Source organism: Variovorax sp. P1_H12_2 (assembly GCF_056405335.1).
In genome coordinates this window covers 1-24914 of the sequence record NZ_JBFUCI010000038.1, presented here as the reverse complement: position 1 = coordinate 24914, position 24914 = coordinate 1, and the positions used below count along the sequence as shown (strand labels likewise).

Annotated in this window: 26 protein-coding genes, 1 pseudogene and 1 riboswitch; of the genes and pseudogenes, 7 read left to right on the top strand and 20 right to left on the bottom strand. The window is 68.5% G+C overall.

Features of this window, described 5'->3' with window-relative positions:
• Positions 1 to 38: 38 nt before the first annotated feature.
• Entirely contained in the window at positions 39 to 935 is an 897-nt protein-coding gene (locus tag AC1D2K_RS06655) for a LysR family transcriptional regulator ArgP (RefSeq protein WP_478087306.1), read from the bottom strand.
• A 73-nt stretch (positions 936 to 1008) separates the two neighbouring features.
• On the opposite strand from AC1D2K_RS06655, the gene AC1D2K_RS06650 reads away from it, so the two are divergent.
• On the top strand, positions 1009 to 1659 hold the full coding sequence (locus tag AC1D2K_RS06650) for a LysE/ArgO family amino acid transporter (RefSeq protein WP_478087305.1): 651 nt from the start codon (positions 1009 to 1011) through the stop codon (positions 1657 to 1659).
• 56 nt (positions 1660 to 1715) lie between these two features.
• Here the strand turns inward: AC1D2K_RS06650 and AC1D2K_RS06645 are convergent, their stop codons facing one another.
• The 10 genes from AC1D2K_RS06645 to AC1D2K_RS06600 form a co-directional block, all read right to left on the bottom strand.
• Positions 1716 to 2723: an aldo/keto reductase gene (locus tag AC1D2K_RS06645; RefSeq protein WP_478087303.1), complete on the bottom strand. Its 1008-nt coding sequence runs from the start codon at positions 2721 to 2723 to the stop codon at positions 1716 to 1718.
• 231 nt (positions 2724 to 2954) lie between these two features.
• A complete protein-coding gene (locus AC1D2K_RS06640) occupies positions 2955 to 3908 on the bottom strand; it encodes a Gfo/Idh/MocA family oxidoreductase (RefSeq protein WP_478087302.1) in 954 nt (317 codons plus the stop codon).
• Positions 3905 to 4759: a class III extradiol dioxygenase subunit beta gene (locus tag AC1D2K_RS06635; RefSeq protein WP_478087301.1), complete on the bottom strand. Its 855-nt coding sequence runs from the start codon at positions 4757 to 4759 to the stop codon at positions 3905 to 3907. The genes AC1D2K_RS06640 and AC1D2K_RS06635 overlap by 4 nt, the downstream gene beginning before the upstream one ends.
• 1 nt (position 4760) lies before the next feature.
• Positions 4761 to 5201, bottom strand: coding sequence for a protocatechuate 4,5-dioxygenase subunit alpha (gene ligA / locus AC1D2K_RS06630; protein ID WP_478087299.1), 441 nt, complete (start codon positions 5199 to 5201; stop codon positions 4761 to 4763).
• On the bottom strand, positions 5201 to 6118 hold the full coding sequence (locus AC1D2K_RS06625) for an amidohydrolase family protein (protein WP_478087297.1): 918 nt from the start codon (positions 6116 to 6118) through the stop codon (positions 5201 to 5203). The genes ligA and AC1D2K_RS06625 overlap by 1 nt, the downstream gene beginning before the upstream one ends.
• A 4-nt stretch (positions 6119 to 6122) precedes the next feature.
• The gene (locus AC1D2K_RS06620) at positions 6123 to 7121 is read right to left on the bottom strand and encodes a Bug family tripartite tricarboxylate transporter substrate binding protein (RefSeq protein ID WP_478087295.1); all 999 of its coding nucleotides are present in this window, start codon (positions 7119 to 7121) and stop codon (positions 6123 to 6125) included.
• 28 nt (positions 7122 to 7149) lie between these two features.
• On the bottom strand, positions 7150 to 7833 hold the full coding sequence (ligK, locus tag AC1D2K_RS06615; protein WP_478087294.1) for a 4-carboxy-4-hydroxy-2-oxoadipate aldolase/oxaloacetate decarboxylase: 684 nt from the start codon (positions 7831 to 7833) through the stop codon (positions 7150 to 7152).
• A gap of 20 nt (positions 7834 to 7853) precedes the next feature.
• Positions 7854 to 8882: an amidohydrolase family protein gene (locus AC1D2K_RS06610; RefSeq protein WP_478087292.1), complete on the bottom strand. Its 1029-nt coding sequence runs from the start codon at positions 8880 to 8882 to the stop codon at positions 7854 to 7856.
• Positions 8883 to 8925: 43 nt separating this feature from the next.
• Positions 8926 to 10302, bottom strand: a complete 1377-nt coding sequence (locus tag AC1D2K_RS06605) for an MFS transporter (protein WP_478087290.1) — start codon at positions 10300 to 10302, stop codon at positions 8926 to 8928.
• A 26-nt stretch (positions 10303 to 10328) separates the two neighbouring features.
• Positions 10329 to 11021, bottom strand: coding sequence for a substrate-binding domain-containing protein (locus AC1D2K_RS06600; protein ID WP_478087288.1), 693 nt, complete (start codon positions 11019 to 11021; stop codon positions 10329 to 10331).
• Between the two features lie 143 nt (positions 11022 to 11164).
• Between AC1D2K_RS06600 and AC1D2K_RS06595 the strand changes: the two genes are divergently transcribed.
• A complete protein-coding gene (locus AC1D2K_RS06595) occupies positions 11165 to 12073 on the top strand; it encodes a LysR substrate-binding domain-containing protein (protein ID WP_478087286.1) in 909 nt (302 codons plus the stop codon).
• Positions 12074 to 12161: 88 nt separating this feature from the next.
• Here AC1D2K_RS06595 and AC1D2K_RS06590 read toward each other — a convergent pair whose 3' ends face one another.
• Both AC1D2K_RS06590 and AC1D2K_RS06585 read right to left on the bottom strand, forming a co-directional pair.
• The gene (locus AC1D2K_RS06590; protein ID WP_478087284.1) at positions 12162 to 13061 is read right to left on the bottom strand and encodes an NAD(P)-dependent oxidoreductase; all 900 of its coding nucleotides are present in this window, start codon (positions 13059 to 13061) and stop codon (positions 12162 to 12164) included.
• Positions 13062 to 13081: 20 nt separating this feature from the next.
• Positions 13082 to 14059: a Bug family tripartite tricarboxylate transporter substrate binding protein gene (locus tag AC1D2K_RS06585; RefSeq protein ID WP_478087309.1), complete on the bottom strand. Its 978-nt coding sequence runs from the start codon at positions 14057 to 14059 to the stop codon at positions 13082 to 13084.
• Between the two features lie 125 nt (positions 14060 to 14184).
• Positions 14185 to 14248: riboswitch (Fluoride riboswitch) on the top strand.
• A gap of 89 nt (positions 14249 to 14337) precedes the next feature.
• On the opposite strand from AC1D2K_RS06585, the gene crcB reads away from it, so the two are divergent.
• The 5 genes and pseudogenes from crcB to AC1D2K_RS06560 all read left to right on the top strand — a co-directional run bounded on the left by crcB (position 14338) and on the right by AC1D2K_RS06560 (position 16400).
• On the top strand, positions 14338 to 14727 hold the full coding sequence (gene crcB / locus AC1D2K_RS06580; RefSeq protein WP_478087282.1) for a fluoride efflux transporter CrcB: 390 nt from the start codon (positions 14338 to 14340) through the stop codon (positions 14725 to 14727).
• 11 nt (positions 14728 to 14738) lie between these two features.
• A pseudogene (locus tag AC1D2K_RS06575) lies at positions 14739 to 14909 on the top strand (HIT family protein); the annotation flags it as partial.
• A 62-nt stretch (positions 14910 to 14971) separates the two neighbouring features.
• Positions 14972 to 15295 carry a DUF190 domain-containing protein gene (locus AC1D2K_RS06570; RefSeq protein WP_478087281.1) on the top strand — a complete coding sequence of 108 codons (324 nt, stop codon included), beginning with the start codon at positions 14972 to 14974 and terminating at the stop codon, positions 15293 to 15295.
• A gap of 299 nt (positions 15296 to 15594) precedes the next feature.
• Positions 15595 to 15999, top strand: coding sequence for a universal stress protein (locus AC1D2K_RS06565; RefSeq protein ID WP_478087280.1), 405 nt, complete (start codon positions 15595 to 15597; stop codon positions 15997 to 15999).
• Complete coding sequence (locus tag AC1D2K_RS06560; protein WP_478087279.1) at positions 15996 to 16400, top strand: hypothetical protein; 405 nt, start codon at positions 15996 to 15998, stop codon at positions 16398 to 16400. Before AC1D2K_RS06565 ends, AC1D2K_RS06560 begins: the two co-directional genes overlap by 4 nt.
• A gap of 76 nt (positions 16401 to 16476) precedes the next feature.
• Here AC1D2K_RS06560 and AC1D2K_RS06555 read toward each other — a convergent pair whose 3' ends face one another.
• The 7 genes from AC1D2K_RS06555 to AC1D2K_RS06525 are packed head-to-tail and all read right to left on the bottom strand — an operon-like array spanning position 16477 to position 24911.
• Positions 16477 to 17340, bottom strand: a complete 864-nt coding sequence (locus tag AC1D2K_RS06555; RefSeq protein ID WP_478087277.1) for an isocitrate lyase/PEP mutase family protein — start codon at positions 17338 to 17340, stop codon at positions 16477 to 16479.
• The gene (locus AC1D2K_RS06550) at positions 17330 to 18760 is read right to left on the bottom strand and encodes an FAD-dependent oxidoreductase (protein WP_478087275.1); all 1431 of its coding nucleotides are present in this window, start codon (positions 18758 to 18760) and stop codon (positions 17330 to 17332) included. The genes AC1D2K_RS06555 and AC1D2K_RS06550 overlap by 11 nt, the downstream gene beginning before the upstream one ends.
• Positions 18757 to 19371, bottom strand: a complete 615-nt coding sequence (locus AC1D2K_RS06545) for a cysteine hydrolase family protein (RefSeq protein WP_478087274.1) — start codon at positions 19369 to 19371, stop codon at positions 18757 to 18759. The genes AC1D2K_RS06550 and AC1D2K_RS06545 overlap by 4 nt, the downstream gene beginning before the upstream one ends.
• Positions 19368 to 21440, bottom strand: coding sequence for a hydantoinase/oxoprolinase family protein (locus AC1D2K_RS06540; protein WP_478087272.1), 2073 nt, complete (start codon positions 21438 to 21440; stop codon positions 19368 to 19370). The genes AC1D2K_RS06545 and AC1D2K_RS06540 overlap by 4 nt, the downstream gene beginning before the upstream one ends.
• Entirely contained in the window at positions 21437 to 23137 is a 1701-nt protein-coding gene (locus AC1D2K_RS06535) for a hydantoinase B/oxoprolinase family protein (protein WP_478087270.1), read from the bottom strand. The genes AC1D2K_RS06540 and AC1D2K_RS06535 overlap by 4 nt, the downstream gene beginning before the upstream one ends.
• On the bottom strand, positions 23134 to 23640 hold the full coding sequence (locus tag AC1D2K_RS06530) for a LeuD/DmdB family oxidoreductase small subunit (protein WP_478087268.1): 507 nt from the start codon (positions 23638 to 23640) through the stop codon (positions 23134 to 23136). Before AC1D2K_RS06530 ends, AC1D2K_RS06535 begins: the two co-directional genes overlap by 4 nt.
• Positions 23637 to 24911, bottom strand: a complete 1275-nt coding sequence (locus tag AC1D2K_RS06525) for a 3-isopropylmalate dehydratase large subunit (protein ID WP_478087308.1) — start codon at positions 24909 to 24911, stop codon at positions 23637 to 23639. The genes AC1D2K_RS06530 and AC1D2K_RS06525 overlap by 4 nt, the downstream gene beginning before the upstream one ends.
• Positions 24912 to 24914: the final 3 nt, after the last annotated feature.

Genomic DNA, 24914 nt, shown 5'->3' with positions numbered 1-24914 from the left:
TTTCGAGACGATCTAAGCGAATCATCAGCTGGGCCGATTCAGGGCGGCAACAAAGCGCGCCGGGCGCCTGCGACGAGGTGCCGGGTCAAGCCATCAAGAAGCGCCGAGGCTGCACGTGCATGCTGCCAGTGCAACGGGACGTCCAGCGGTGTCTTCGGCACCAACTCGACGAGCGAGCCGTCCTTCAAGTGCGGCGCAATCAACGCCTGCGGGTGTAGGCCCCAGCCCATGCCGGTCAAGGTCGCGGTCACGATGGCCTGGGAAGACGGAAGGATGTGCCGAGGCAGTTCCACGTGCCGATGGCACAGGCGCTGTGCCCACTGGGCCTGCAACTCATCCTTTGGGTTGAACACGAGGCTGGGCGCGCGGGCCAGACTACCCGCCCCGACGCCGTCGGCAAAATGACGGGCCATGAAATCCGGACTGGCGGCGGGCAGATAGCGCATCGAGCCCAATGGTCGGCTGTTGCATCCGGTGGCGGCACGGCTGCTGCCGGTCACGGCAGCCAGCACCGCGCCGCTGCGCAGCCATTCCGCCGTATGGTCTTGGTCATCCACCACTATCTCCATGAGCACCGGCGCTTTTGCCGCGAATGCGGCAACGGCCGGAGCAAACCATGTGGCCAGACTGTCGGCGTTGACCGCAACGGGCAGCGGCACCCGTGCAATCCCCTCCGGTGCCAGCGCTGGAACAGCTCCTTCAAGGTCTTGCTCCAGCAGGCGAACGCGGTCCACGTGCTGGCATAGGCGCCGGCCGACTTCCGTAGCACGGCACGGCTGTTCCCGCACTACCAGCGCGCAACCGATACGCTCCTCCAACAGCCGAATGCGCTGCGAGACGGCCGAGGGCGTCACATTCAGGGCGCGGGCGGCGCGCTCAAAGCTTCCTTCCCGCACGACGGCAGCAAGCGCGGAGAGCGCCGAATAGTCCAGCATGAAGTAAGTTTCTCTAAAGCGAGCTTAGGAAAGATAGTTTGTCTTCATTGGCTCGCACAGGCAAGCTTCGCCCATGCTGAACTTTCCAGACGCCGATTCGCTCGCGCTTCCGGTCTTCATCCAGGGCCTGGCCCTGAGTTTGGGGCTCATTGTTGCCATCGGTGCCCAGAACGCCTTCGTCCTGCGCCAGGGGCTGCGCCGCGAGCATGTGGGACCCGTTGTGTTGTTCTGCGCGGTGGCAGACGGGGCGCTGATTGCCGCGGGGGTCTTGGGCATGGCGCAGGCCTTGGGTGAACGTCCCGGGCTGGCGCGAGCGCTAGCGCTGGCTGGCGCCGTCTTCTTGGCAGTCTATGGGACCCAGGCGCTTCGCCGTGCACGTCAACCGCATCAGTTGCGGGTAGCGGAAGGGAATGCGGCTTTCAGCCGGGGTGCAGCCGTGGCGCAGGCCGCTGCCTTCACGCTGCTCAACCCGCATGTCTACCTGGACACCGTGCTCTTGGTCGGCAGCATCGGCGCGCAGCAGCCCGGGGCGCTACGTGGGTGGTTCGTCGCCGGCGCAAGCACGGCCAGCATGTTCTGGTTCGGACTTCTAGGCTATGGCGCGCGCTGGCTCRCACCCTGGTTTGCTCGTCCGCGAGCCTGGCAGATGCTGGACGGTCTGGTTGGCCTGACCATGATGGTGTTGGCTGCGCTTTTGGTTGGTCGCGCCTTCACGGGCTTTTGACTTCAGAGGTCAACGTCTCCGACCTGGCGCAACTCCTTGCGGCCAGGCCGCTGACGTCAATCCGCGAAGACTTCGGTATCGACCTCGGTACTGCTCTGCGCGCCGTAGCGTTCACCGACCACGGTGCGCTGGTTGATCAGCGCATCGACCCGTGCGAAAAGCTCGGGCGTCAACCGCACCTCGGCGGCCTGCAGGTTCTCGTGCAGGTGGTCGAGGCTCGTGGTGCCTGGAATCGGGATGATGTCGCCGCTGCGTGCGAGCAGCCAGGCCAGCGCCAGCTGGGCCGGCGTGCAACCGGCCTCGCGTGCGAGCACCGTGTAGGCCGGCAGCAGTTCGAGGTTGCGCGCGTAGTTCTCGGCCGAGAAACGCGGCATCGCGCGCCGGATGTCCTTCGCGTCGAGCGTCGACACGTCATGCAGCACATCGCACAGGAAGCCACGCGCCAGCGGGCTGAACGCGACCAGCGCCGCGCCCAGTTCGCGGCAAGCCTGCAGAACGCCGATCTCGGTGTTGCGACTCCAGAGCGAATACTCGTTCTGCACCGCGGCGATCGGGTGCACCGCATGCGCGCGGCGCAGCGTGGCCGCCGAGACTTCCGACAGCCCCAGCGCCCGAAGCTTGCCCTCTTCCACCAGGCGCGACAGCTCGCCCACCGAGTCCTCGATCGGCACCGACTTGTCCCAGCGGTGCAAGTAGTAGAGGTCGATGACCTCGGTCTGCAGGCGGCGCAGGCTGTCCACGCAATTGCGGCGCAGCGTGGCCGGACGACCGTCGATCACCCGGCGCACCGTGCCGTCGTCGCCGCGCACGCCGGCCATGCCGCCCTTGCTGGCCAGCGTGATGGCGCTGCGGTGCGGCTTGAGCACGCGCCCGACCAGCTCCTCGTTGGCGCCGAAGCCATAGAGCGCCGCGGTGTCGAACAGGGTCACGCCGGCGTCAAGCGCCGCCAGCAGCAGCCGCTCGCCCTGCGCCGCCGACGGCGGCACGCCGTAGGCGTGGCTCAGGTTCATGCAGCCCAGGCCGATGGCGCTGACCGGGAAGGGGCCGAGTTGTCGCTTGTGCATAGCGTTTTTCATCCTAGTGCTCCAGCACGCGATCGCGTGACCCGCGACGCCCGAAACCGTCACTCCCCAAGTCCAGGGATACCGCGGAACCGGCTTTGCCGGGCCGCCGGTATAGCCCCCTCGAGGGGCTGAGGTCCGCGGCTCCAAGCCTGCCTGCGCAGGCTTGGACGGACCCGAAGAGCCGCTGCCTCTGGCAGCGACTCGGGGCGCCGCAGGCGCATCGGGGGTGCTTCATGCCAATTGCTGTTCCAGCTTCTGCAGCACCTGGTAGCAGGGCAGCACCTGGGCCACGCTCGAGTTCGGCTCGCGGCCTTCGCGGATGGCGGCGAAGAACTCGCGGTCCTGCAGCTCGATGCCGTTCATCGACACGTCCACCTTCGAGACGTCGATCGGCTCTTCCTTGCCGGTGAAGAGGTCGTCGTAGCGCGCGATGTAGGTGCCGGTGTCGCCGATGTAGCGGAAGAATGTGCCCAGCGGGCCTTCGTTGTTGAAGGACAGCGACAGCGTGCAGATCGCGCCGTTGGCCGCCTGCAGCTGGATCGACATGTCCATCGCGATGCCCAGCGTGGGATGGATCGGGCCCTGCACCGCATTGGCCTTCACGATCGGGCTGCCGGCCTGGTAGGCGAAGAGATCGACCGTGTGGGCCGCGTGGTGCCACAGCAGGTGGTCGGTCCAGCTGCGCGCCTGGCCCAGCGCATTCATGTTGGTGCGGCGAAAGAAGTAGGTCTGCACATCCATCTGCTGGATGTTGAACTCGCCGGCCTTGATCTTGTGGTGCACCCACTGGTGGCTGGGGTTGAAGCGGCGCGTGTGGCCGCACATCGCGACCAGGCCGGTTTCCTTCTGCAGGTCGACCACCGCTTGCGCGTCCTTGAGCGAATCGGCCAGCGGGATCTCGACCTGCACATGCTTGCCGGCCTTGAGCGCGGCGATGCTCTGCGAGGCGTGCATCTGCGTCGGCGTGCACAGGATCACGGCATCGACTTCCTTCAGCGCCAGCGATTCGGCCAGGTCGGTCGTGACGTGGCCGATGCCGTACTTGGCCGCCACTTCACGCGTCTTGTCGAGTTCGCGGCTGACCAGCGAGACGACTTCCACGCCGTCGATGTTCTTGATGCCGTCGAGGTGCTTGATGCCGAAGGCGCCGGCGCCGGCGAGGGCGACTTTGATGGTCTTGGTCATTGGTTCTCCAGGATGAGATGGCCCACGGCCGTGTTGGACGCGGGAACGTGGAAGAAACGGCGCGCGACTTTCGGCGGCTTGCCGCCGGCGACGTCGGACATGGCGCCGCGCGCGATCAGCCACATCACGAGCTCGATGCCCTCGGAGCCGGCTTCGCGCACGTAGTCGATGTGCGGCATCTTCGAGAGATCGTCGGGGTCGGCGATCAGGCGGTCGAGGAACTTGTTGTCCCACTCGGCGTTGATCAGGCCGGCGCGCGGGCCCTGCAGCTGGTGGCTCATGCCGCCGGTGCCCCAGATCTGCACGTTGAGGTCTTCGTCATAGGACTCGACCGCGCGGCGGATCGCCTGGCCCAGCATGAAGCAGCGGCGGCCGCTCGGCACCGGGTACTGCACCACGTTGACCGCGAACGGAATCACCGGGAAGGGCCAGGCCTCAGGCTGGCCGCACATCAGCGACAGCGGCACCGTGAGGCCGTGGTCGACGTCCATCTTGTTGACGATGGTGAGGTCGAAGTCCTGCTGGATCACGCTCTGCGCGATGTGCGCGGCCAGCGGCGCATGGCCCATGACCGTCGGCACGGGGCGCGGGCCCCAGCCCTCGTCGGCCGGCTGGTACGAATCGGCGGTGCCGATCGCGAAGGTCGGGATCATGTCCAGGCTGAAGGCCGTGGCATGGTCGTTGAAGACCAGGAACACGACGTCGGGCTTGTTGTCCTTCATCCATTGCTTGGAGAAGTCGTAGCCCGCGAACAGCGGCTGCCAGTAGGGCTCGTTCGACTTGCCGAGGTCGAGCGCGGCGCCGATGGCGGGCACGTGCGAGGTGTAGACGGATGCGGTGATGCGTGCCATGTCAGTTTGCCTTCTTGCCTGCGGCGCCTTGCGGCTGCCGATGCGCCTGCGCGCTGCCGTCCTCGCCGATGCGGCGATTGCCTTCGACCGAGCGGCCGCCGTGGATCATCATGTCGCGGTACTCCTCCTCGGTCATGCCGGTCATGCTGCCGGCCATCTGCTGGAAGCTCTTGCCGTCGGTGGCGCCGATCTTGGCCAGGAAGTAGATGTTGCCGCCGAGCGCGATGCAGCGGTTGAGGTCGCGCGCCAGCACGGCCTGCTTCTGCGCCTCGGTCATCGGCCATTCGTCGAGGTAGGCCCGCTCGTCGGCCTTGAAGCGCTCGCGGTTGGCGGCCTTCATGAGCGACATGCAGAACTGGTTCAGGTGGTAGCCGAGGCGCGATTGCTCGGCGTCGAAGATGGTCGTGCCGGGTACGTCCTTGTAGGGTTTTTCGAGCGACATTACTTGATCTCCGGCCAGTACAGGCGCGTCGGGTTGTCGACCAGCAGCTTGCGCTGCAGCTCGGCGGTGGTCGCGATCTGCGGGATGAAATCGACCAGCAGGCCGTCGTCGGGCATGTGGTCCTTGAGGTTCGGATGCGGCCAGTCGGTGCCCCACAGCACGCGGTCCGGGAAGCTCTCGACCACCTTGCGGGCGAAGGGCACGACGTCCTGGTAGGCCGCCTGCTCGCCGTTCAGGGCCTTCGGGCCGGTGAGCGACAGGCGCTCGGGGCAGCTGACCTTGCTCCAGACGTTGGTGTGCTCGCGCATGAACTTCAGGAACAGCTCGAACTCGGGGCCGTCGATCGGCTTGCTGACATCGGGGCGGCCCATGTGGTCGACCACCACCGTGGTCGGCAGGGCGGTGAAGAAGTCCCACAGCTCGGGCAGGTCGACCGCCTCGAAGTAGATCACCACATGCCAGCCGAGCGGCGCGATGCGGTTCGCGATTTCGAGCAGCTCGTCCTTGGGCGTGAAGTCGACCAGCCGCTTGACGAAGTTGAAGCGCACGCCGCGCACGCCGGCCTCGTGCAGTTCCTTCAGCTCGGCGTCGCTGATGCTGCGCTTGACCGTGGCGATGCCCTTGGCGCGGCCGTTGGAGGCCTTCAGCGCATCGACCATGGCGCGGTTGTCGGCGCCGTGGCAGGTGGCCTGCACGACCACGTTCTTGTCGAAGCCCAGGTGATCGCGCAGCGCGAACAGCTGATCCTTCGAGGCGTCGCAGGGCGTGTACTTGCGCTCGGGCGCGAAGGGGAACTGGTCGCCCGGGCCGAACACGTGGCAATGCGCGTCGACGCTACCGGCCGGCACCTGGAAGCGCGGCTTCGAGGGGCCCGCGTACCAGTCGAGCCAGCCCGGGGTCTTGGTGAAGGTGGTCATGGTCTCAGTCCAGGGTGATGTTGGCCTTGCGGATCACGTCGCCGAAGCGCTGCGTCTCGGCCTTGACGAATTGGTTGAACTGGTCGCGTGTCTGCGGGAAGGGTTCATAGCCGAAGCTCTTGAACTTCTCCAGCACGTCGGGGCTGGCCAGCGCGGTCTCGATGTCCTTCTTGATCTTGTCGGTGACCGCCGGCGGCAGGCCCGGCGGCACCGCGATCGCGTTCCAGCCCGTGACCTCGAAGCCCTTCGGGCCGCCCGACTCGCCCACCGTGGGCACGTCCGGGAAGCTGGCGTTGCGCTGCGGCGCGGTCACGGCCAGGAAGCGCAGCTTGCCGGCGCGCTGCAGCGGGCCCGCGGTGGCGGCGCTGCCCAGCGCGAAGGCCAGTTCGCCGGTCGACACCGAGGTGTAGAGCTGCGTGGTTTCCTTGTAGAGCACGTGCTCCATCTTGATGCCGGTGGCGGATGCGAACATCTCGGAGCCCAGGTGCACCGGGTTGCCGATCGACCAGGAACCGAAGTTGAGCTTGCCCGGATGGGCCTTGGCGTCGGCGATGATGTCGCCGACCGTCTTGTACTTGCTGTCGGTCGCGACCGTGAAGAAGAAGTAGGTCTTGAACAGCGGCAGCAGCGTGTCGAAGTCCTTCACCGGGTCGTAGGGCAGCTTCTTGAACAGCGCCGGGTAGGCCGCCAGGTGCACGTTGTCGAGCACGATCATGTCGGTGCCGTCCTTGGCGCCGCGCTTGAAGGCGTCGATGGCGATGAAGCCGTTGCCGCCCGGACGGTTTTCCACCACCACCGGCTGGCCCCAGGCACGCGAGAGCTTGTCGGCCACCAGGCGCGCCACGCCGTCCGGACCGCCGCCGACCGGGAACGGCGTGATGATGCGCACCGGCTTGGTCGGGAACTGCTGGGCGAAGGCACCCATCGGCAAGGCTGCGGCGGACAGTGCGCCGGCAGCGAGGGCGAGCGTGCGGTTCGTCAGGAAGCGTCGAGTGATTGGCATGGGAGGATCAGGTGAGGATGGAAGGAAATCAGTCGATATAGCGCAGGCCGGCCTTCTCGAGGGGCTCGCGCATCTTGTACATGTCGAGGCCGAGCACGCCGGAAGCCAGCTTCTCGCGCTTGGCGCCTTCGTTGGCTTCACGCGCCACAGCGGCCTCGAGTGCCTTGGCCGCCATTGCGCGGGGCACGCAGACCACGCCGTCGTCGTCGGCCACGATCACGTCGCCGGGCGTCACCAGCATGCCGGCACAGACCACCGGGATGTTGACCGAGCCGAGCGTGGCCTTGATGGTGCCCTTGGACGAGATCGCGCGGCTCCAGACCGGGAAGTTCATTTCCTGCAGGGTCTTCACGTCGCGCACGCCGGCGTCGATGATCAGCGCGCGGGCGCCGCGGGCCTGGAAGCTGGTGGCCAGCAGGTCGCCGAAATAGCCGTCGGTGCATTCGGCCGTGACCGCCGCCACCACCACGTCGCCGGGCTGGATCTGCTCCGCCGCCACATGCATCATCCAGTTGTCGCCGGGCTGCAGCAGCACCGTGACCGCTGTGCCCGACACCTGCACGCCGGGATAGATCGGCCGCATGTAGGGCTTGAGCAGGCCGACGCGGCCCATGGCCTCGTGCACCGTGGCCGAGCCGAGCTTGGCCAGCGCGTCGGCCGTGGCGCGGTCGGTGCGCTGGATGTTGCGATAGACGACTCCGAGTTCGTACATGGTCATGTCTCCTTGAATGGTCAGAGGCCCTTGGCCTTCAGGGCGGCGTCGAGCCGCGGGAACACGCGGCGCGCATTGCCTTCGTAGATCTGGTGGCGGTCGGCGTCGCTCAGGATCTTGCTCGACTCGATGTAGCGCTTGGTGTCGTCGTAGTAGTGGCCGGTGGTCGGGTCGATCCCGCGCACCGCACCGATCATCTCGGAGGCGAAGAGCACGTTCTTGACCGGAATCACGGTGTTCAACAGGTCGATGCCCGGCTGGTGGTAGACGCAGGTGTCGAAGTAGATGTTGTTGAGCAGGTGCTCGTCGAGCAGCGGCTTCTTGAGCTCTTGCGCGAGACCGCGGAAACGCCCCCAGTGATACGGCACCGCGCCGCCGCCGTGCGGGATCAGGAAGCGCAGCGTCGGGAAGTCCTTGAACAGGTCCGAGGTCAGGCACTGCATGAAGGCCGTGGTGTCGGCGTTGAGGTAGTGCGAGCCGGTGGTGTGGAAGGCCGGGTTGCAGCTGGTGCTGACGTGGATCATCGCGGGGATGTCGTACTCGACCATCTTCTCGTAGATCGGGTACCACTGGCGGTCGCTCAAGGGCGGGCTGGTCCAGTGGCCGCCGCTCGGGTCGGGGTTCAGGTTGATGCCGACGTTGCCGTATTCCTTGACGCAGCGCTCGAGCTCGGGGATGCAGGTCTTGGGGTCGACGCCCGGCGACTGCGGCAGCATCGCGGCCGGGATGAAGTGGTCGGGGAACAGCTGGCTGACCCGATAGCAGAGCTCGTTGCAGATCGCGGCCCAGGTCGACGAGGTCTCGAAGTCGCCGATGTGGTGGGCCATGAAGCTGGCGCGCGGGCTGAAGATGGTCAAGTCGGAGCCGCGCTCCTTCATGAGCTTGAGCTGGTTGTTCTCGATGGTCTCGCGGATGTCGTCGTCGCTGATCTGGAGGTCGCTGGCCTTGGGCGCCTTGGACGGATCCTTGAGGCCGGCGATCTGCAGGTCGCGCCAGGCGCCGAGTGCGGCAGGGGCGGTCGTGTAGTGACCGTGGACGTCGATGATCATGTCGTGTGCTCCTGGGACTGAAAGGTCGATGACGGTGAGGGGTTCAATGGGCCACGGGTTCCGCGGCGGGGTCGCGCAGGCTCCGGCCCACAGGCGCTTGCGGATGGACCCACTGCTTGACGACCAGGGCCGCGGTGGCGATCAGGCCCGGAATGGCCACGATGGTGAAGATGCGGTCGAAGCCCAGGCTGCGGGCCGCCAGCTCGGCCACCAGGAACGAGCCCGCGATGCCGCCGAAGCGGCCGATGCCGAGCATCCAGGCGACGCCGGTGGCCCGGCCCTGCGTGGGGTAGAAGACCGCGGCCAGCGCGGGCATCGACGACTGCGCCGTGTTCATGATGGTGCCGGCGACGAACACCATCACCACCAGCCAGCCGTCGTTGCCCACGGTCTGGCCGATCAGGTAGACCGACAGGGCGGTCAGCGCATAGCCGACGGCAATGATCCGGTTGGCATTGAAGCGGTCCATCAGCCAGCCGCAGAACACGGCACCGACGCCCCCCAGCGGAAACAGCGCCGCCACCAGCACGGCCTTGTGCGGATCCATGCCGGCGTCCTTGAGCAGGATCGGCATCCAGTTGATCAGCGCATAGAAGATGACCAGGCCCATGAAGTAGGCCAGCCAGAGCATGAAGGAGCCGATGCGGTGGCTGCGCCCCAGCACCAGCGCCAGCCCGCTGCCCGCCGCCGGGCCGGCCTGCCGCTCGGTCAGGACGAAGGAGGTCGCCGTTGCCGCCGTGGCGGAGATGCGCACCAGCACGCGGCGGATGCGTTCGCTCGGCTGTCCCCGGGCCACCATGTAGCGCACCGATTCCGGCAGCACCACGAGCATCAGCAGCGCCAGCACCACGGGCACGATGCCCCCCAGCAGCAGCACGCTGCGCCAGCCCCAGTGCGGAATCATCCAGGCGGCCAGGAAGCCGCCGAAAGCCGCCCCCAGCGGAAAGCCGCAGAACATCGCGTTGGTCAGCATCGAGCGTTGCTTGTCCGGGCAGTATTCGCTGGTCAGGGTGACGGCATTGGGCATGGCCGCGCCGAGGCCCAGCCCGGTCACGAAACGCAGGGCGGTCAGGCCCTCGAGGCTGCCGGCGAAGCTGGACGCCAGGCTCGCCAGGCCGAACACGAGCACCGATGCGGTCAGCACCGCCCGGCGGCCGAACCTGTCGGCCAGCGGGCCGGCGCTCAGGGCGCCCGCTGCCAGCCCGAACAGCGCCGCACTGAGCACCGGCGCCAGCGCGGGCTTGGACACGCCCCACTCGCCGATCAGCGAAGGCGCGATGTAGCCGATGGCGGCGGTGTCGAAGCCGTCGAGCAGGACCACCAGGAAGCACAGGCCGAAGATCAGCCACTGATAGCCGGAGAAGCCCTGCGAATTGAAGAACGCCTGGACGTCCAGCGGCGTGTTGTTTGCTTTGTTCATGATCCCTGCGATTCCGTACGGGTTGCTCAGGCCGGGTCCATGCCCTGCGCGCGCTTCGCGGCGTCGGCCTCGGGCGAGGCCATGAAGGCCAGCATGGCACGCACCGTCTCGGCCTGGGCCGATCCGGTGCCGACGCCAGCGGAAAAAGTGGTGACGATCTGGACCGCGGGCGGCATCGGGCCCAGCAGGTCGATGCCCTCGACATGGATCAGTTCGCTGAGCTGCTGGAAGCCCAGCTCGACCTCGCCGCGAGCGACCAGGGTGCCGACCGGCACGCCCGGGGGCGCCTGCATGATGCGCGCCTTGATCTGCTCGGCGATGCCCCAGCGCTCGAACAGCGCGGCCAGCGCGACGCCGCTCGGGCCGGTCGAATAGCTGAGGCTGCGGGCGGCCAGCACGGCGCTGCGCAGCGCTTCCTCGGAGCYGATGTCGGGATGCGCGGCGCCCGCCTTCACGGCCACCGCGACGCCGGAGCGCACCAGGTCGGTCTTGCTGCCGGCCTCGATGCGGCCGGCGGCGATCAGCTTGTCGATGGCGTCGGAAGCCAGCACGACGACGTCGAAGGRCTCGCCGGCCAGGACCCGCTTGGCGGCATCGACGCCGCCGACCGATTCGATCGTGACCGAGGCCCCCGAGCGCTGCTCGAAGGCGGCCACCAGATCGGCCAGCACCTGGCGGGTGGCCATCGACGAAATCCCCTTGATCGCGGTCTTCTGCATGCTTTTCGCCTTGTCTCCAATGCCGGTGCGGCCGGCTCGATGGAGCGGATTTTGCGGCGGTATGGCCCTGCGAGATTTGCCATAAGCCACTAGCAGCTAGAACAAATCGGCATATCATCAGCGGCTGAGCCTGGAGAAGCCCCGTGGACCTGAAACAGCTGGCGTATTTCGTTCGCGTCGCCGAGTTGGGCAGCTTCACGCGTGCCGCCGTGGCGCTGAAAGTGGCGCAGCCGGCGCTGAGCCGGCAGGTGCGCCTGCTCGAGGTCGAGCTGCGGCAGAACCTGCTGGTGCGCAATGGCCGCGGCGCCACGCCGACCGAGGCCGGGCAGGTGCTGCTGGCCCACGGGCGCGGCATCCTCCATCAGGTGGAGCGCGCCCGCGAAGAGCTCGACCGCGTGCGCGGCTCGCTGGCCGGCCGGGTGGCGGTCGGCCTGCCGCCCAGCATCGCGCGCGTGCTGACGGTGCCGCTGACCCGTGCCTTCCGCGAGCAGATGCCGCAGGCGCAGCTGTCGATCAGCGAAAACCTCTCGACCGCGATGCAGGACCAGGTGCTGCATGGCGGGCTGGACATCGCGGTGCTCTACGACGCCCGGCCGATGCCCGGGCTCGACGTGCAGCGGCTGCTGGACCAGTCCCTGCTGCTGGTCGGCCGCCGTCCGCCCGGGCTGCAGGAAGACCCGCCGCCGGCACCGATGGCGCTGGCCGAGGTGGCCCGGCTGCCGCTGGTGATCCCGAGCCGGCCCAATGCGATCCGGATGTACGTGGAATCCGAGATGGCCGGCATCGGCTGCACGCCGCATGTGGCGCTCGAGATCGATGGCGTGTCGGCGATGCTCGACCTGGTCGCCGACGGCGCCGGCTTCGCGATCCTGTCGCGCAACGCGGTGATCCGCTCGATCAACCCCTCGGCCTACACCCTGCGCGAGATCGTGTCGCCGCCGCTGCGCATCCCGGTCTTCACCGCGGTCAGCGCGCTGCGGCGCGCGACGCTGACGCAGCAGGCGACGCTGGACCTGATCCGCAACACCGCCGAGACCCTTCTCAAGGGCTGAAAAGGCCTCAGTCCGCCGCCGGGCCGCCCCAAGGCGGACTGCGCCCCCTCGGGGGGCAGCGAGTACACGAAGTGACGAGCGTGGGGGCTCAGTCCTTGCGCGCGGCCAGCAGGCGGTCGGCGTAGTCCTGCCAGGGCGACTGCGCGTCGAGCCCGTCGAACACGCCGGCCCTGGCCTGGTCGGCCACCCACTGCTGCTTGTCGGCGATGGCCGCCGTCATGGTCGGCGCGAAGCCGGCCTCGCGCACCGTGTTGGCGGCTTCCCGCATTTCCTCGGCCCGGCGCTGGCCGTGCTGCACCACGCGGCTGAAGAAGTAGGCGCCCTGCCGGCTCCAGTCGATGCTCGGAAATGTTTCCTGCAGGGTCGGCAGCACATGGTCTTCCACACCGTAGGCGCGCGCCGTGGCGTAGCTTTCGATGACCAGTGCCTCGAGGCCCTTGATCATCACGCTGCGGCTCATCTTGATCGCGCTGGCGACGCCCAGGCGCTCGCTCACGGCCTTCGTGTCCAGGCCCCAGGCGGACAGGGCCTCGGCCAATGCGGCCGCGCGCTCGCCACCGAGCAGCATCGGCACGCGGATGCCGTAAGGCGGCACGGAGGTCATCACGCCGGCTTCGACGTAATGCGCGCCGGCGGCTTCGACCAGCGCCGCGCACTGCTGCTTGGTCCCGGGCGAGGCCGAGTTGAGGTCGAGGAAGACGGTGCCCGGGCGCAGCTGCGGCGCCGCCTCCTGCGCCACGCCCAGCGTGTTCGAGGCGGTGACGGCGGAAATCACCAGCGTGCTGGCCTGGCACAGCGCACCCATGGACGGGTGCGCCACCACGCCGGCCTGCGCCGCGTGCGCCTGCTCGCTCGCCTGGCGCGCCGGGTCGATGAACTTCAGGTCCCAGGCGCCGACCGTCTGGACGCCGGGCTTGTCCTTGAGACCGAGCGCGAAGGTCTTGCCCACCTCTCCATAGCCGATCAGGCCGATGTGTTCGAGTTGCATGTCTGTCCTCGTCTGGAAATCTACTGCCGCGGGATGTGCGCGGCGGCGATCACGCCGCTCCAGCGGCGGATGTCGCTGTCGAGCAGCGCCGCCAGTTCTTCGGGGCTGCTGGCACGCGGCTGCACGTTCAGTGCGGCCAGCTGCTGCTGGACTTCGGGCGATGCCAGCGCCGAGCGCACCGCGCGGTTGAGCCGGTCGATCCGCTCGCGCGGCGTCTTCGCCGGTGCGGCCAGCGCGTTCCAGGAGCGCACGTCGAAGCCCTTGATGCCGGCGCTTTCGGCCGCCGTGGGCACATTGGGCAGGGCCGGGTTGCGCTTCTCGCCCATCACGGCCAGCACGCGAAGTGCCTTCCCCGTGATCTGCGGCATGACCGGCGACAGGATCTCGACGCCGGCGTCGATCTGGCCGCTGCGCAGCGCCGTCACCACGGCCGGCGTGCCGTTGAAAGGCACCACCTGGGCGTCGATGCCGGCCCGGCTCTTGAACAGCTCCGCTGCCAGGTTCTGCGTGCTGCCGATGTTGACCGTGCCGATGTTCAGCGCGCCCGGCCGCGCCTTGGCGGCCGCCACCAGGTCCGCGAGGCTGCGCAGCGGCGAGTTCTCGGGCACCACGATCGCGATGTCGAAATAGCCCAGCAGCGAGACCGGCGCGAAATCCTTGCGGGTGTCGAAAGGCAGGCGCTGGAACAGGCCCTCGCTGACCGCCGTGCCGTTGCTCATCAGCAGCAGCGTGAGGCCGTCGGGCGCGGCCGAGGCCACCATCGTGCCGGCCACCACGCCGCCGGCCCCGGGGCGGTTGTCGACGATCACGGGTTGATTCAGCTGGCTGGCCATGGCCTTGCCGACCACGCGCGCCGTGAGGTCGGCGACCCCGCCGGCACCGAAGGGCACGACCAGGCGGATCGGCTGGGTGTCGCGGCTGTCGGCACGGGCCGCGAACGGCAGGGCGGCGGCGAGGCCGATGGCCGCCAAGGAAAGAAGAAGCGGTCGACGCTCCATGCGCATGGGAAGTTCCTTCATTTTCTGGGGCTGCCAGTGTAGGCCGCTGCTTTTGCCAAACCGACCTGGTGTGCCACGCTTTTCGCCATGAACGCGTCGTTACAAAGGGCTCGATCGATATGCTGGATTGCAGCGGAGATGGCATTCCTCCCTTGACCGCCCATTCGGGCTGATGATGCCTACCCGGGTCCAGCGTGGACCGGCGTAGGCATTTTTGATGCGCAACTCGCGCGCCATTGCCGCACCGGTCGCTTCGGCCCCCTTAACCAAGGAGCGACATGGGCGGCCTTTCTTTTCTTGCAGTCTTCGGCGGTGCCGGTTGCGGTGCCTTGCTGCGTTGGTGGCTGGGTGGCTGGCTGAACCCGGTGTTCCCCACGATTCCCCTGGGCACACTGGCCGCCAATCTCATCGGCGGCTTGCTGGTTGGCGTGGCCAGCGCCTTCTTCACCCACAACAGTGGCCTCGCACCTGAATGGCGGCTGCTGATCATCACCGGCTTCATGGGCGGCCTGACGACGTTTTCCACGTTCTCGGTCGAGGTCGTGACATTGATCGGCCGGCACGAGCACTGGTGGGCCTTGGGTGCGGCGAGCGTGCACCTCGCCGGCTCGCTGATCCTCACCGGGATCGGCATCCTGATCGCCAACGCGCTCTTCGTCAGGGCCTAGTGGAGACTGCCATGGCCCCCCCCGCCTGTCCCTTCTGCAATGACGACGATGCCGTGCTCGCCAACGCGCTCGCGATCGCGCGTTGGGACGTGTATCCGGTGTCGCCAGGACACATCCTGATCGTCACCCGGCGCCATGTCGCGGACTTCTTCGAGACGACCRCCGACGAGCGGCAGGCGCTGCTCGCCTTGGCCCCAACAAGCAGTCCTATGGAACCAAGTCACTCGAGCCTAAGGAGACCACCATGCAAGGCATCTACCTCAAGTTCTATGTCCAGGAGAAACGCCGCCATCACGGCGTACTCGCCTATGAATGGCTCCTGGAGGAGGCCAAGAAAGTGGGCCTCCATGGCGGCTCGGCCTTTCGTGCCATCGCGGGCTTCGGCCGCCACGGCAGGCTGCACGAAGAGCATTTCTTCGAACTCGCCGGCGATGTCTCGGTGGAGGTCGGCTTCGTGCTGAGCGAGCAGGAGGCGCAGAGTTTTCTCGCGCACCTGGCCGGCGAGAAGCTCAAGCTGTTCTACATCAAGGTGCCGCTGGAGATGGGGGTCGTTGGGGCAGAACCATGACCTCCACCTGGGCGCTGGCCTCGCTCCGGCTCGGGTTGTCGCTTGCCGCGACGCTGCTGTCGATCTGGCTTCGCGTCGCCACGGCCCCGTCGGAGAGATCGTCGTCGGTCTCGGCGGGTCCTGGCCGGCGAGTTGGCTGGCCGGCATCGCAATGTCCACCACGCCGGTGGCGGGGTCTACGCCGTGATGCTTTCGGCACCATTTCCGCATTGTTGGGTCTATCGTACAAAGGGATCGACCAAGCGCAGCACTGCGACCGTACAGCGGTAGGACTGGAAATCCAGAAAAGGAGACGCACCATGTTCAGCAAGATTCTCCTGGCGTACGACGGAACCAAGCCCGCGGATCTGGCGTTCGAGCGCGCGATGGAAGTCGCACGGCTGGCCCATGCCCCTCTTCATGTCGTGGCCGTCGCATGGTCTGCCGAGGTCGAGACCCGTGCCTCGATCGACAAGGCTCGCGTGAAGTGCTGGGCGTATCTGACGCAATTGCGAAAGATGGGCGCGGACTCACAACTCGATCTCGAGATGGAAGTTGTGGAGGGAAATTGCTCCGAACAGATCGTCGCGACCGCAGATCGACTCGGCGCCGATCTGATCGTCATGGGCCATCGCAAGCGCACGCTGCTGAGTCGCCTATCGGAGGCGTCTCTCGCCAAGCGCGTCATCGATCATGCACATTGCTGCGTGCTTGTCGCGAGTTGAAGACTCGCTCGGGTGATGGCGAGCGCGTCGCGCGTGCCATGCACTTGGCTGGCGATTCCACGCGCCCCAAAAAATCCCCGCGTGGCAATATTCGCTTTCGCAAACCCCGCTGCACCGGCATGAACGACGCCCATTCAATGGCCAGTTCCTTGGTCGCCCACTGGCGACCCAAGCCAATTCTCGAAGTCCATGAGGCGCGGACGATTGAACAAGAGTTCTTCAGGCTGACGTTTCCGGGCCCCTACTTGGTCGCCGTCACGTTCTACCGCGTCGACGGGCGCCCCGACCTCATGCGGGTGCGCTCTACCAACTGGCGCTTGCAAGACGCGCCGAACGGAATCTTTCGGCTTGAGGATTGCCGCGAGTTTTACCGACGGCTCAGAAAGGCAGGATTTGGATAGACATCGCCTTACGACGCCGACCAGCAGTGAACGCGGATGAGGGCGCGTGCGCGCGCGAACCCTCTGGCAGTAAGTTCTACTCGTAGCGCTGCCCCGCCGCCATCAGCGCCGGCGTCCCGATCACTTCATTGAGCCCATCGAAGTCGAGCATGCGGTCGCGCCAGGGCAGCGTCGTGCGATGCGCCTGCAGGCTCGCGTAATAGCCCTGCAGCGTGTGCACCACCGCGCGGGCCGTGCCGCCCGGAAAGATCGCGATCCGGAAGCCATGCGCCTGCAGCGCGTCCGCGTCCTGCACCGGCGTCTTGCCGCCCTCGACCATGTTGGCCAGCAGCGGCACGCGCTGCGCGAAGCGGCGGCAGGCCGCGTCCATCTGCGCGGGCGAACGCAGCGCCTCGATGAAGAGCGCGTCGACCCCGGTCTCCAGATAGGCTTGCGCGCGGTCGAGCGCCGCGTCCAGCCCTTCGACCGCGACCGCATCGGTGCGCGCGAGGATCAGCGTCCCGGGCGAGGCGCGTGCGTCGAGCGCCGCCTTGAGCTTGCCGACCATCTCACGCTGCGGCACCACGGTCTTGCCGTCGAGGTGGCCGCAGCGCTTGGGAAATCCCTGGTCCTCGATCTGGACCATGGCGGCACCGGCGCGCTCGAAGCCGCGCACGGTGCGCTGGGTGTTGAGCGCATTGCCGAAGCCGGTGTCGGCATCGACGATCACCGGCAGGCCGACGCGCTCGGTGATGCGCGCCAGCGTGTCCTCGACCTCGGTGAAGGTGGTGAGCCCGACATCGGAGCGCCCGAGCCGCGTGTAGGCGATCGAGGCGCCCGAGAGGTACAGCGCCTCGAAGCCGGCCTGCTCCGCCACCAGGGCGCTGAGTGCGTCGTAGACGCCCGGCGCCAGCAGGATGTCGTTGCGCGCGAGGCGCGACTTGAATGATTCATCGGCCATGGGATGCCTTCCTTTCCTTGACCAGTGCGGCGGCGGTGCGCGCCGCGATAGAGCCGCCGGCGACTGCGCTCAGCAGGCCGTTGCCCGACAGATAGCCCCAGACCTCGTCGCCCGAGACCCCGCCCGCGGCGCCGCCGGCCGCCAGCAGGTTCGGCAGCGGCGAGCCGTCCTGCCGCAGCACGCGCGCATCCGGCGCGATGTCGAGTCCGCCTTGCGTGTGGAACAGCGCGCCCGTGACCTTGACCGCGAAGTACGGCGCGGCCAGCACGCGCTGGAAGACGCGGCCATCGGACTGCGGCATGCCGGCCTGCAGCCCATCGAGGGTCGACTGCAGTGTCGCCGCATCGCAGCCGATGCAGACCGCGAGATCGGCCACGGTGTCGCAGCGCCTGAGCGCGCCCGCAGCCTCCGCTTCGCAGAAATCGGGGAAGCCGCGCGCAAGTTCGAGCAGCGGCGCGTCGAACACGTTCCAGGCGACAGCGCCTGGCTGCGCCAGCACATGCACCGCGGCTTCGGAATAGCCCTGCGTCTCGTCATGGAAGCGCCGGCCCTCGCGGTTGATCTGCACGCCGCCTTCCATCATCACGGCCCAGGACATCAGCGCGCCCTGCGGCGTGACCCAGGAGCCATGCCCCTGATAGCCGCCGAGGTCGCGCAATCGGGCGCCGATCGCCTGGCCCCAGAGAATGGCGCTGCCGTCGTTGCCCACATGGCCGCCGAAGGCCGCTTCGGCCATGTCGGGCAGCAGCGCGCGGACCATCGCCGCATTGCCRCCGAAGCCGTTGCAGGCCAGCAGCAGTGCGTCGCAGGCCAGCGTTTCCTCGTGGCCATCGGGACGGCGGTAGCCGATGCCGATCACACGGTCGGCGTCGTCGCACCACAGCGTGTCGACCAGCGCCTGCGTCAGCACCGGGATGCCTGCCGTTTCCACCGCCGCTTGCAGCCGCGCCATCAGTGCCGCACCGGTCTTCTGCGGCAGGGCATGCATCCGGTGAACGCTGTGGCCGGGATAGAGGAAGCCGTCGAGCACGATCCAGTCGAGGCCGTGCCTGGCCTGCAGGGCATCGAGCGCCGGTCCGATGGCCTCGGCATACGCCAGCACCAATGCCGGTGCCGCGCGACCATGGGCCTTGGCCTGGATGTCGGCCGCGAAGCACGCGGGACTGTCGCCCTCGATTCCTTGCTGGCGCTGCGCGTGCGTGCCGGGTGCGGGAATGAAGCCCGAGGACAGCGCGGTCGATCCCCTCGGCACAGCATCGCGCTCGAGCAGCACGCATTCGATGCCGGCGTCGTGCAGCATCAGCGCCGCCGTGAGCCCGCAGGCGCCGGCGCCGACGATCGCGATGTCGACGTGCATCTCGGCCTCGATCCGGGCGGCGCGGCGGACGCTGCGCACCGGTCCTTCGACCTGGGCCGTCATGCCAGCGACCGGACGAAGGCCGCGCAGTCCGTGACTTCGGCCACGTTGCGCATGTCGGCCAGCGAGGTCTGGTGCCGCTCCTCGCCGAAGGCCGCGCAGCCATCGGCCAGCACCAGCGTTCGGTAGTCGCGCATGTGGGCGTCGCGCACCGTGCTCGCCACGCCGCCATTGGTGACGATGCCGCACACCGCCACGGTGTCGATGCCGGCGCGGCGCAGCACCCAGTCGAGCTGGGTGTTGAAGAACGCCGAGTAGGCGACCTTGCTGACCGCGACGTCGACCAGGCCGGCCAGCGCCTCGACGTTCGCCTGGCCCCAGCTGCCGGGCGCGAAATCGCCCCTGCGAAGGTACKGGCGCAGCGCCTTCAGGTGCGGCGACACCATCGGCTCGCCGGCCGCATCGGGCCACAGCGTGAACTGGCTTGAGGCCACCAGCCCGCCGGCCGCCTTGAGGGCGCGCGCCACGGTGGCCACGCGATCCGGCAGCAGCAGCGCGGGCGGGTTGCTGTCGCCGCCGCGGGCGTAGGCGCCCTGGGCGTCGAGGAAATCGTTCTGCAGGTCGATCACGACCAGCGCGGTGGTCGCCCCGCGAAGCTTCGCCGTGCTGCTCACGACAGCCTCACGAGCAGGTTGCCATGCGCATCGACCTCGGCCTGGAAGCCGGGCTCGAGCCACACGGTGGTGTCGGCCTGCTCGAGGATCGCCGGCCCGTCGATGCGTGCGCCGACCGGCAACTCGAGCCGCGCATAGCGCAGCGCCTCGCGCCATTGCCCGTCGTGAAACACACGCTGCGTACCCAGCGGCGCGCTGCTGCCCTCGCCTACCGGTGCAAGCACAGCCAGATCGAACTTGGGCCGCACGCCGATGCGGGCATAGCGAAGGTTCATCACGCGGATGCCGATGCCGTCGAGCACGCGGCCGAAGGCGGTGCTGTAGCTGGACTCGAAGGCGGTGCGGATGGCTTCACGCGTCAAGGCTTGCGCCGTGGCTGCCGGCAGCAGCACCGGCAGCGTGTGCGTCTGGCCCGCATAGAGCATGTCGAGCGCGATCACCTCGCGCACCTCGTCGAAGCGCACGCCCGACGAATCGAGCCGCTGCTGGCAGGCCTCGGCGAGTTCGGCGATGCGCTGGCCCAGATGCGCGACATCGAGTTCGTCGAGCGGGCGGTTGAGGGTCTGCACCGCGTCGTGCCGCATGTCGGCGATCACGCAGCCGAGCGCCGAGGTCACGCCGGGGTAGCGCGGCACGATGCCGATGGCGACGCCCACCTCGCGCATCATCGCGCACACATGCAGCGCACCGCCGCCGCCGAAGGGCATGTAGGCGAAGCGCCGCGGATCATGCCCGCGCTCGATCGACACCAGCCGGATCGCGCCGGCCATGCGCGCGTTGGCCACCGTGAGGATCGCCTCCGCCGCCTGGTACACGTCGAGCCCCAGCGGCTTGGCGRCATGCGCGTCGATGGCCTGGAACGACTTCCCGGCGTCGAGCGCCGCGAGCAAGCCGCCGCCGAGCGGCCGGTCGGCGGCGATGCGGCCAAGCAGCACATTGGCATCGGTCACCGTCGGGCGCATGTTGCCGCGGCCATAGCAGGCCGGCCCGGGGATGCTGCCGGCCGACTCGGGGCCGACCTGCAGCATGCCGCTGGCGTCGACCGAGGCGATCGAGCCGCCACCGGCGCCGATGGTCTCGATCTGGATCATCGGCGAGCGGATCACCATGCCGAATTCGATCGCGGTCTGCGCCGCCAGCGCCGCCTCGCCATTGGCGACCAGGGAGACGTCGAAGGAGGTACCGCCCATGTCGCCGGTGATCGCGTTCGGAAAGCCAGCCGCGCGCGCGATGGCCGCGCAGGCGATCACGCCGGCCGCCGGGCCCGACAGTGCGGTGCGCACCGGCAGGTCGCTCGCAGTCTGGCGCGACATCACGCCGCCGTTGCTCTGCACCACCAGCAGTTCGCCCTCGAAGCCCTGCGCGCGCAGGTCGGATTCCAGGCGTTCGAGGTAGCTGCCCACCACGGGCTGCAGCGCGGCGTTGAGCGTGGCGGTCGAGCAGCGCTCGAACTCGCGGATCTCGGGCAGCACCTCGCAAGCCGAAGTGACATGGGCGTTCGGCCACGACTCGCGCACCGCGGCGACCGCCAGCCGCTCGTTCTCGGGATTGGCGTAGGTGTTGATGAAGAACACGCAGACCGCCTCGCAGCCGGCCTCCAGCAGCGAGCGTGCCTCGGCCCGCACCTGGTCGAGATCGACCGGCGTGTGCAGCGTGCCGTCGGCCAGCACGCGCTCGTCGACCTCGCGCCGCAGGTCGCGCGGCACCACCGGCACGAAGCTGCCGCGCAGGCCCCAGGTCTCGGGCCGGTCGCGCCGGCGCATCTCGAGCACGTCGCGGAAGCCGCGCGTGGTGATGATGCCGGTGCGCGCCACCTTGCGCTCGAGCAGCGCGTTGGTGCCGACCGTGGTGCCGTGCACGATGGTCGCGATGGCCGAAGCCGAATCGGCCACGCGCGCCACGCCGTTCATGAAGCCGCGGGCTTCCTCGCCGCGGGTCGACGGAACCTTGACGATGCGCGCCGTGCCCTCGTGCTCGTCGAGCACGAAGAGGTCGGTGAAGGTGCCGCCGACGTCGACGCCGACGACCAGCCGGCCAGGGGCTTTTTCCGTGTGTGCTGCTGCTGTCATTGCGCGGCCTTCTTGTCCGTTGCTTCGCCGTTGTTCACATAGCCCATGGCCTGATCCTGTGCGCGCTGCGCGCCGCTGCGCCGTGCCGGCGCGCCCCAGCCGCCGCCGCCCGGTGTCTCGAGCCGCACACGCTCGCCCTGGGCCAACCGGATGCCGTGCATCTTCGACACCATCGGCGGCCGATGCCAGGCGCCGTCGTTCTCGTAGCTGAAGACGTTGACCGCGCCCGATCCGCCGCCCGCGATGCCCTTGGGCGGCGAGCTGCCGCGCTCGCCGAAGACATAGACCTCGGCATCCTTCTCGAGCAGCTCGATCTCGTAGACCGCGCCCAGGCCGCCGCGGAACTGGCCGTCGCCGCCGGAGCCGGGGCGCAGCGCCCATTCGGTGAAGCGCACCGGGTAGGCGGCCTCGAGGATTTCCAGCGGCGGAATGGTCGCGGTCGAGATCGGCGCGTTGGCATGCGAGAGCCCGTCGCCGCCCGAATGGCCACCGTGGCCGCCGCCGAAGAAGCTGAACATCACCCAGCGCTGGCCCTTGCGGGGCCCGTCGCTGCGGTGGCCCGCGATCGACAGCGCGTTGATCGTGCCGTAGGCCTGCGCCACGGCGCGCGACGGATCGGCCTGCGCGGTGGCGCTGAAGATCACGTCGATCATGCGCAGGATGGTCTCGGTGTAGCCGCCGACCGGCCGCGGCCGCTCGGCGCTGATCACCAGCCGGTCGGGGATCAGGAAATCGACCGCATCGAGCACGCCGGCATTCGCCGGCACATCGGGAAACACATGCTTGAGCGCCACGTAGCAGGCCGCGATCGCGGTGGCGCGCGAGATGTTCACCGGCCCGGCGCATTGCGGCGAGGTGCGCGAGAAGTCCAGCAGCAGGCGGTCGCCCGCCACCGTCATGTCGAGCGCGATGGTCAGCGGCTCGTTGACGATGCCGTCGTTGTCGAGCACGTCCTCGAAGCTGTAGCGGCCGTCCGGCAGCGAGGCGATGTGCGAACGCATCAGGCGCAGCGCTCGGCTGCGCAGCTCGCCCATTGCCTGCAGCACCAGCGCATCGCCGTATTCGTCGAGCAGGCCGTGCAACCGCTTGGCGCCGAGTTCGAGCGCGGCGAGCTGGCCGTTGAGGTCGCCCCACAGGCTCTCGGGCAGCCGCGTGTTGGCGCGCAGGATCGCCAGCACGTCGGGGTCGAGCACGCCGTCGCGCACGATGCGCACCGGCGGGATCTGCACCGCCTCCTGCCAGCATTCGGTGGCGGACGGGTTGTAGTTGCCGGGCACCGCGCCGCCGACGTCATGCCAGTGCGCGGCCGAGGCCATGTAGCAGTAGAGCCTGCCGTCGCGGAAGAAGGGCCGCACCAGCTTGAAGTCGTTGGCATGGGTGCCGCCGTCGTAGGGATCGTTGCTGATCCAGATGTCGCCATCCTTCATGCCGCCGCGCGGCGCCGCCGCGGCCGCGGTCGCGCGCACCGCGAAGGCCATCGCGCCGACGAACACCGGCAGGCCCGACTTGCCCTGCACCAGCGTGTCGCCGCTCGCGGCATCGTAGAGGCCGTGGCAGGCATCGTGAGCCTCGGCAATGATCGGATTGAAGGCGCTGCGGTAGAGCGTCGCGTCCATCTCGTCGGCCACCTGTTCGAGGCGGCCGCGCAGCACGGCCAGCGTGACCGGGTCCATCGAGGGGATCGGTGAATCGTTCATGGTTCGGTTCTTTCTTTGGCGATGCGCTGCCGGAGCTGCTTCAGGAGGCCGCCCGCGCGGACCATGTCCATCAGGAAATCGGGCACGGGTTCGCAAGTCAGCGTCCGGCCGCCGGGGATCGACACCGAGGGCCGCGCCACGTCCAGGGCGACGCGGTCGCCGTCCTTCAACGATTCGACCTCGGAACACGTCAGCAGCAGGAGCCCGAGGTTGAAGGCATTGCGGAAATAGAGCCCGCTGTACGAGGGCGCGATCACCGCGGCCACGCCCAGGTGCACGAGCACGGCGGCGGCCTGTTCGCGCGAAGAGCCGATGCCGAAGTTGGGCCCGGCGACGATCACATCGCCGGCGCGCACCTCGCGGGCGAACTCGGGCCGCACGGCCTCGAGGCAATGCCGGGCGATGATGTCGATGCCATGCTTCATCGCGTGGCCCGGCGCGAGCACGTCGGTGTCGACATCGGCGCCGAGGCGCCAGACGCGGTGCGTTGTGTCGCCGCTCATGCCAGCACCTCGCGCGGATCGGTGACGCGGCCGCGCAGCGCCGACGCCGCGACGGTGTAAGGCGAGCCCAGGTACACCTGCGCGCTCGGCGAGCCCATGCGGCCCTTGAAGTTGCGCGCGGTGGTGGAGATGACCGTCACGTCGTCTCCGATCGAATCGCCGTAGCCGGAGCAGGCGCCGCAGGCCGTGGGGAGGAGTTCGGCACCGGCATCGAGCAGCACCTGCAGGACGCCCTCATCGCGCGCCTGTTCCTGGTCGCGCAGGCTGGCCGGCGCCACCATGAGCCGCACGCCGCTGGCGACCTGGTGGCCGCGCAGCACTTGCGCCGCGGCGCGCAGGTCGTCGAGCTTGGCGCCGGTGCAGGCGCCGATGTAGGCGACGTCGATGGGCGTGCCGGCATAGCGGCTCACGCCATGGGCGTTGGCCGGGCTGTGCGGCGCCGCGACATGGGGCTCCAGCGTGGAGGCGTCGAAGCGGTGGCGCGTGAACGCCGCGTCGGCATCGGTGAACCACGGCGCGGCATCCACCGGTGGCGCACCGGCCTCGGCCAGGAAGGCGGAGGTGGTCGCGTCGGGCGCGATCAGGCCAGCCTGTGCGCCGAGCTCGGCGCTCATGTTCGACAGCGTCATGCGCTCCTGCATCGACAGCGCCCGCACCGCCGGCCCGCAGAACTCGACCGCCTGATAGCGGCCGCCGTTCATGCCGAAGCGCGCCAGCATGTGCAGCATCATGTCTTTGGCGGTGACGCCGGCGGGCAGCGCGCCGTCCCACCACATCTGGATCGTCTCGGGCACGCGCAGCCAGATCTCGCCGGTGACTACCACGCCGAGCATCTCGGTGCTGCCGACGCCGAACATGTAGGCACCGAAGGCGCCGCCGGTGGGCGAATGCGAGTCGCCGCCGACGCACAGCATCCCTGGGCGGATGTGGCCGTGCTGCGGCACCACCACGTGGCAGATGCCCTSGCTGTCGTAGACGTGCGGCAGCTGCTGGTCGCGCGCCCAGTCGCGCGCGATGCGCACGATGCGGCGCGAGTCGTCGTCGCGCTCGGGCACGTAGTGATCCATCACCAGCACGATGCGCGAGCGGTCCCAGATCTGCGCCCCGAGTTCCTCGAGCATCGGCTGCAGCCGGCGCGGACCCGAGGAGTCGTGAAACATCGCCATGTCGACCGCGCAGGTGACGATCTCGCCCACCGCGACGGCCTCGCGGCCGCAGGCGCGGGCGATGAGCTTCTGCGCCAGCGTTTGCGGCGGCGCGGCGGTGAGGATGGA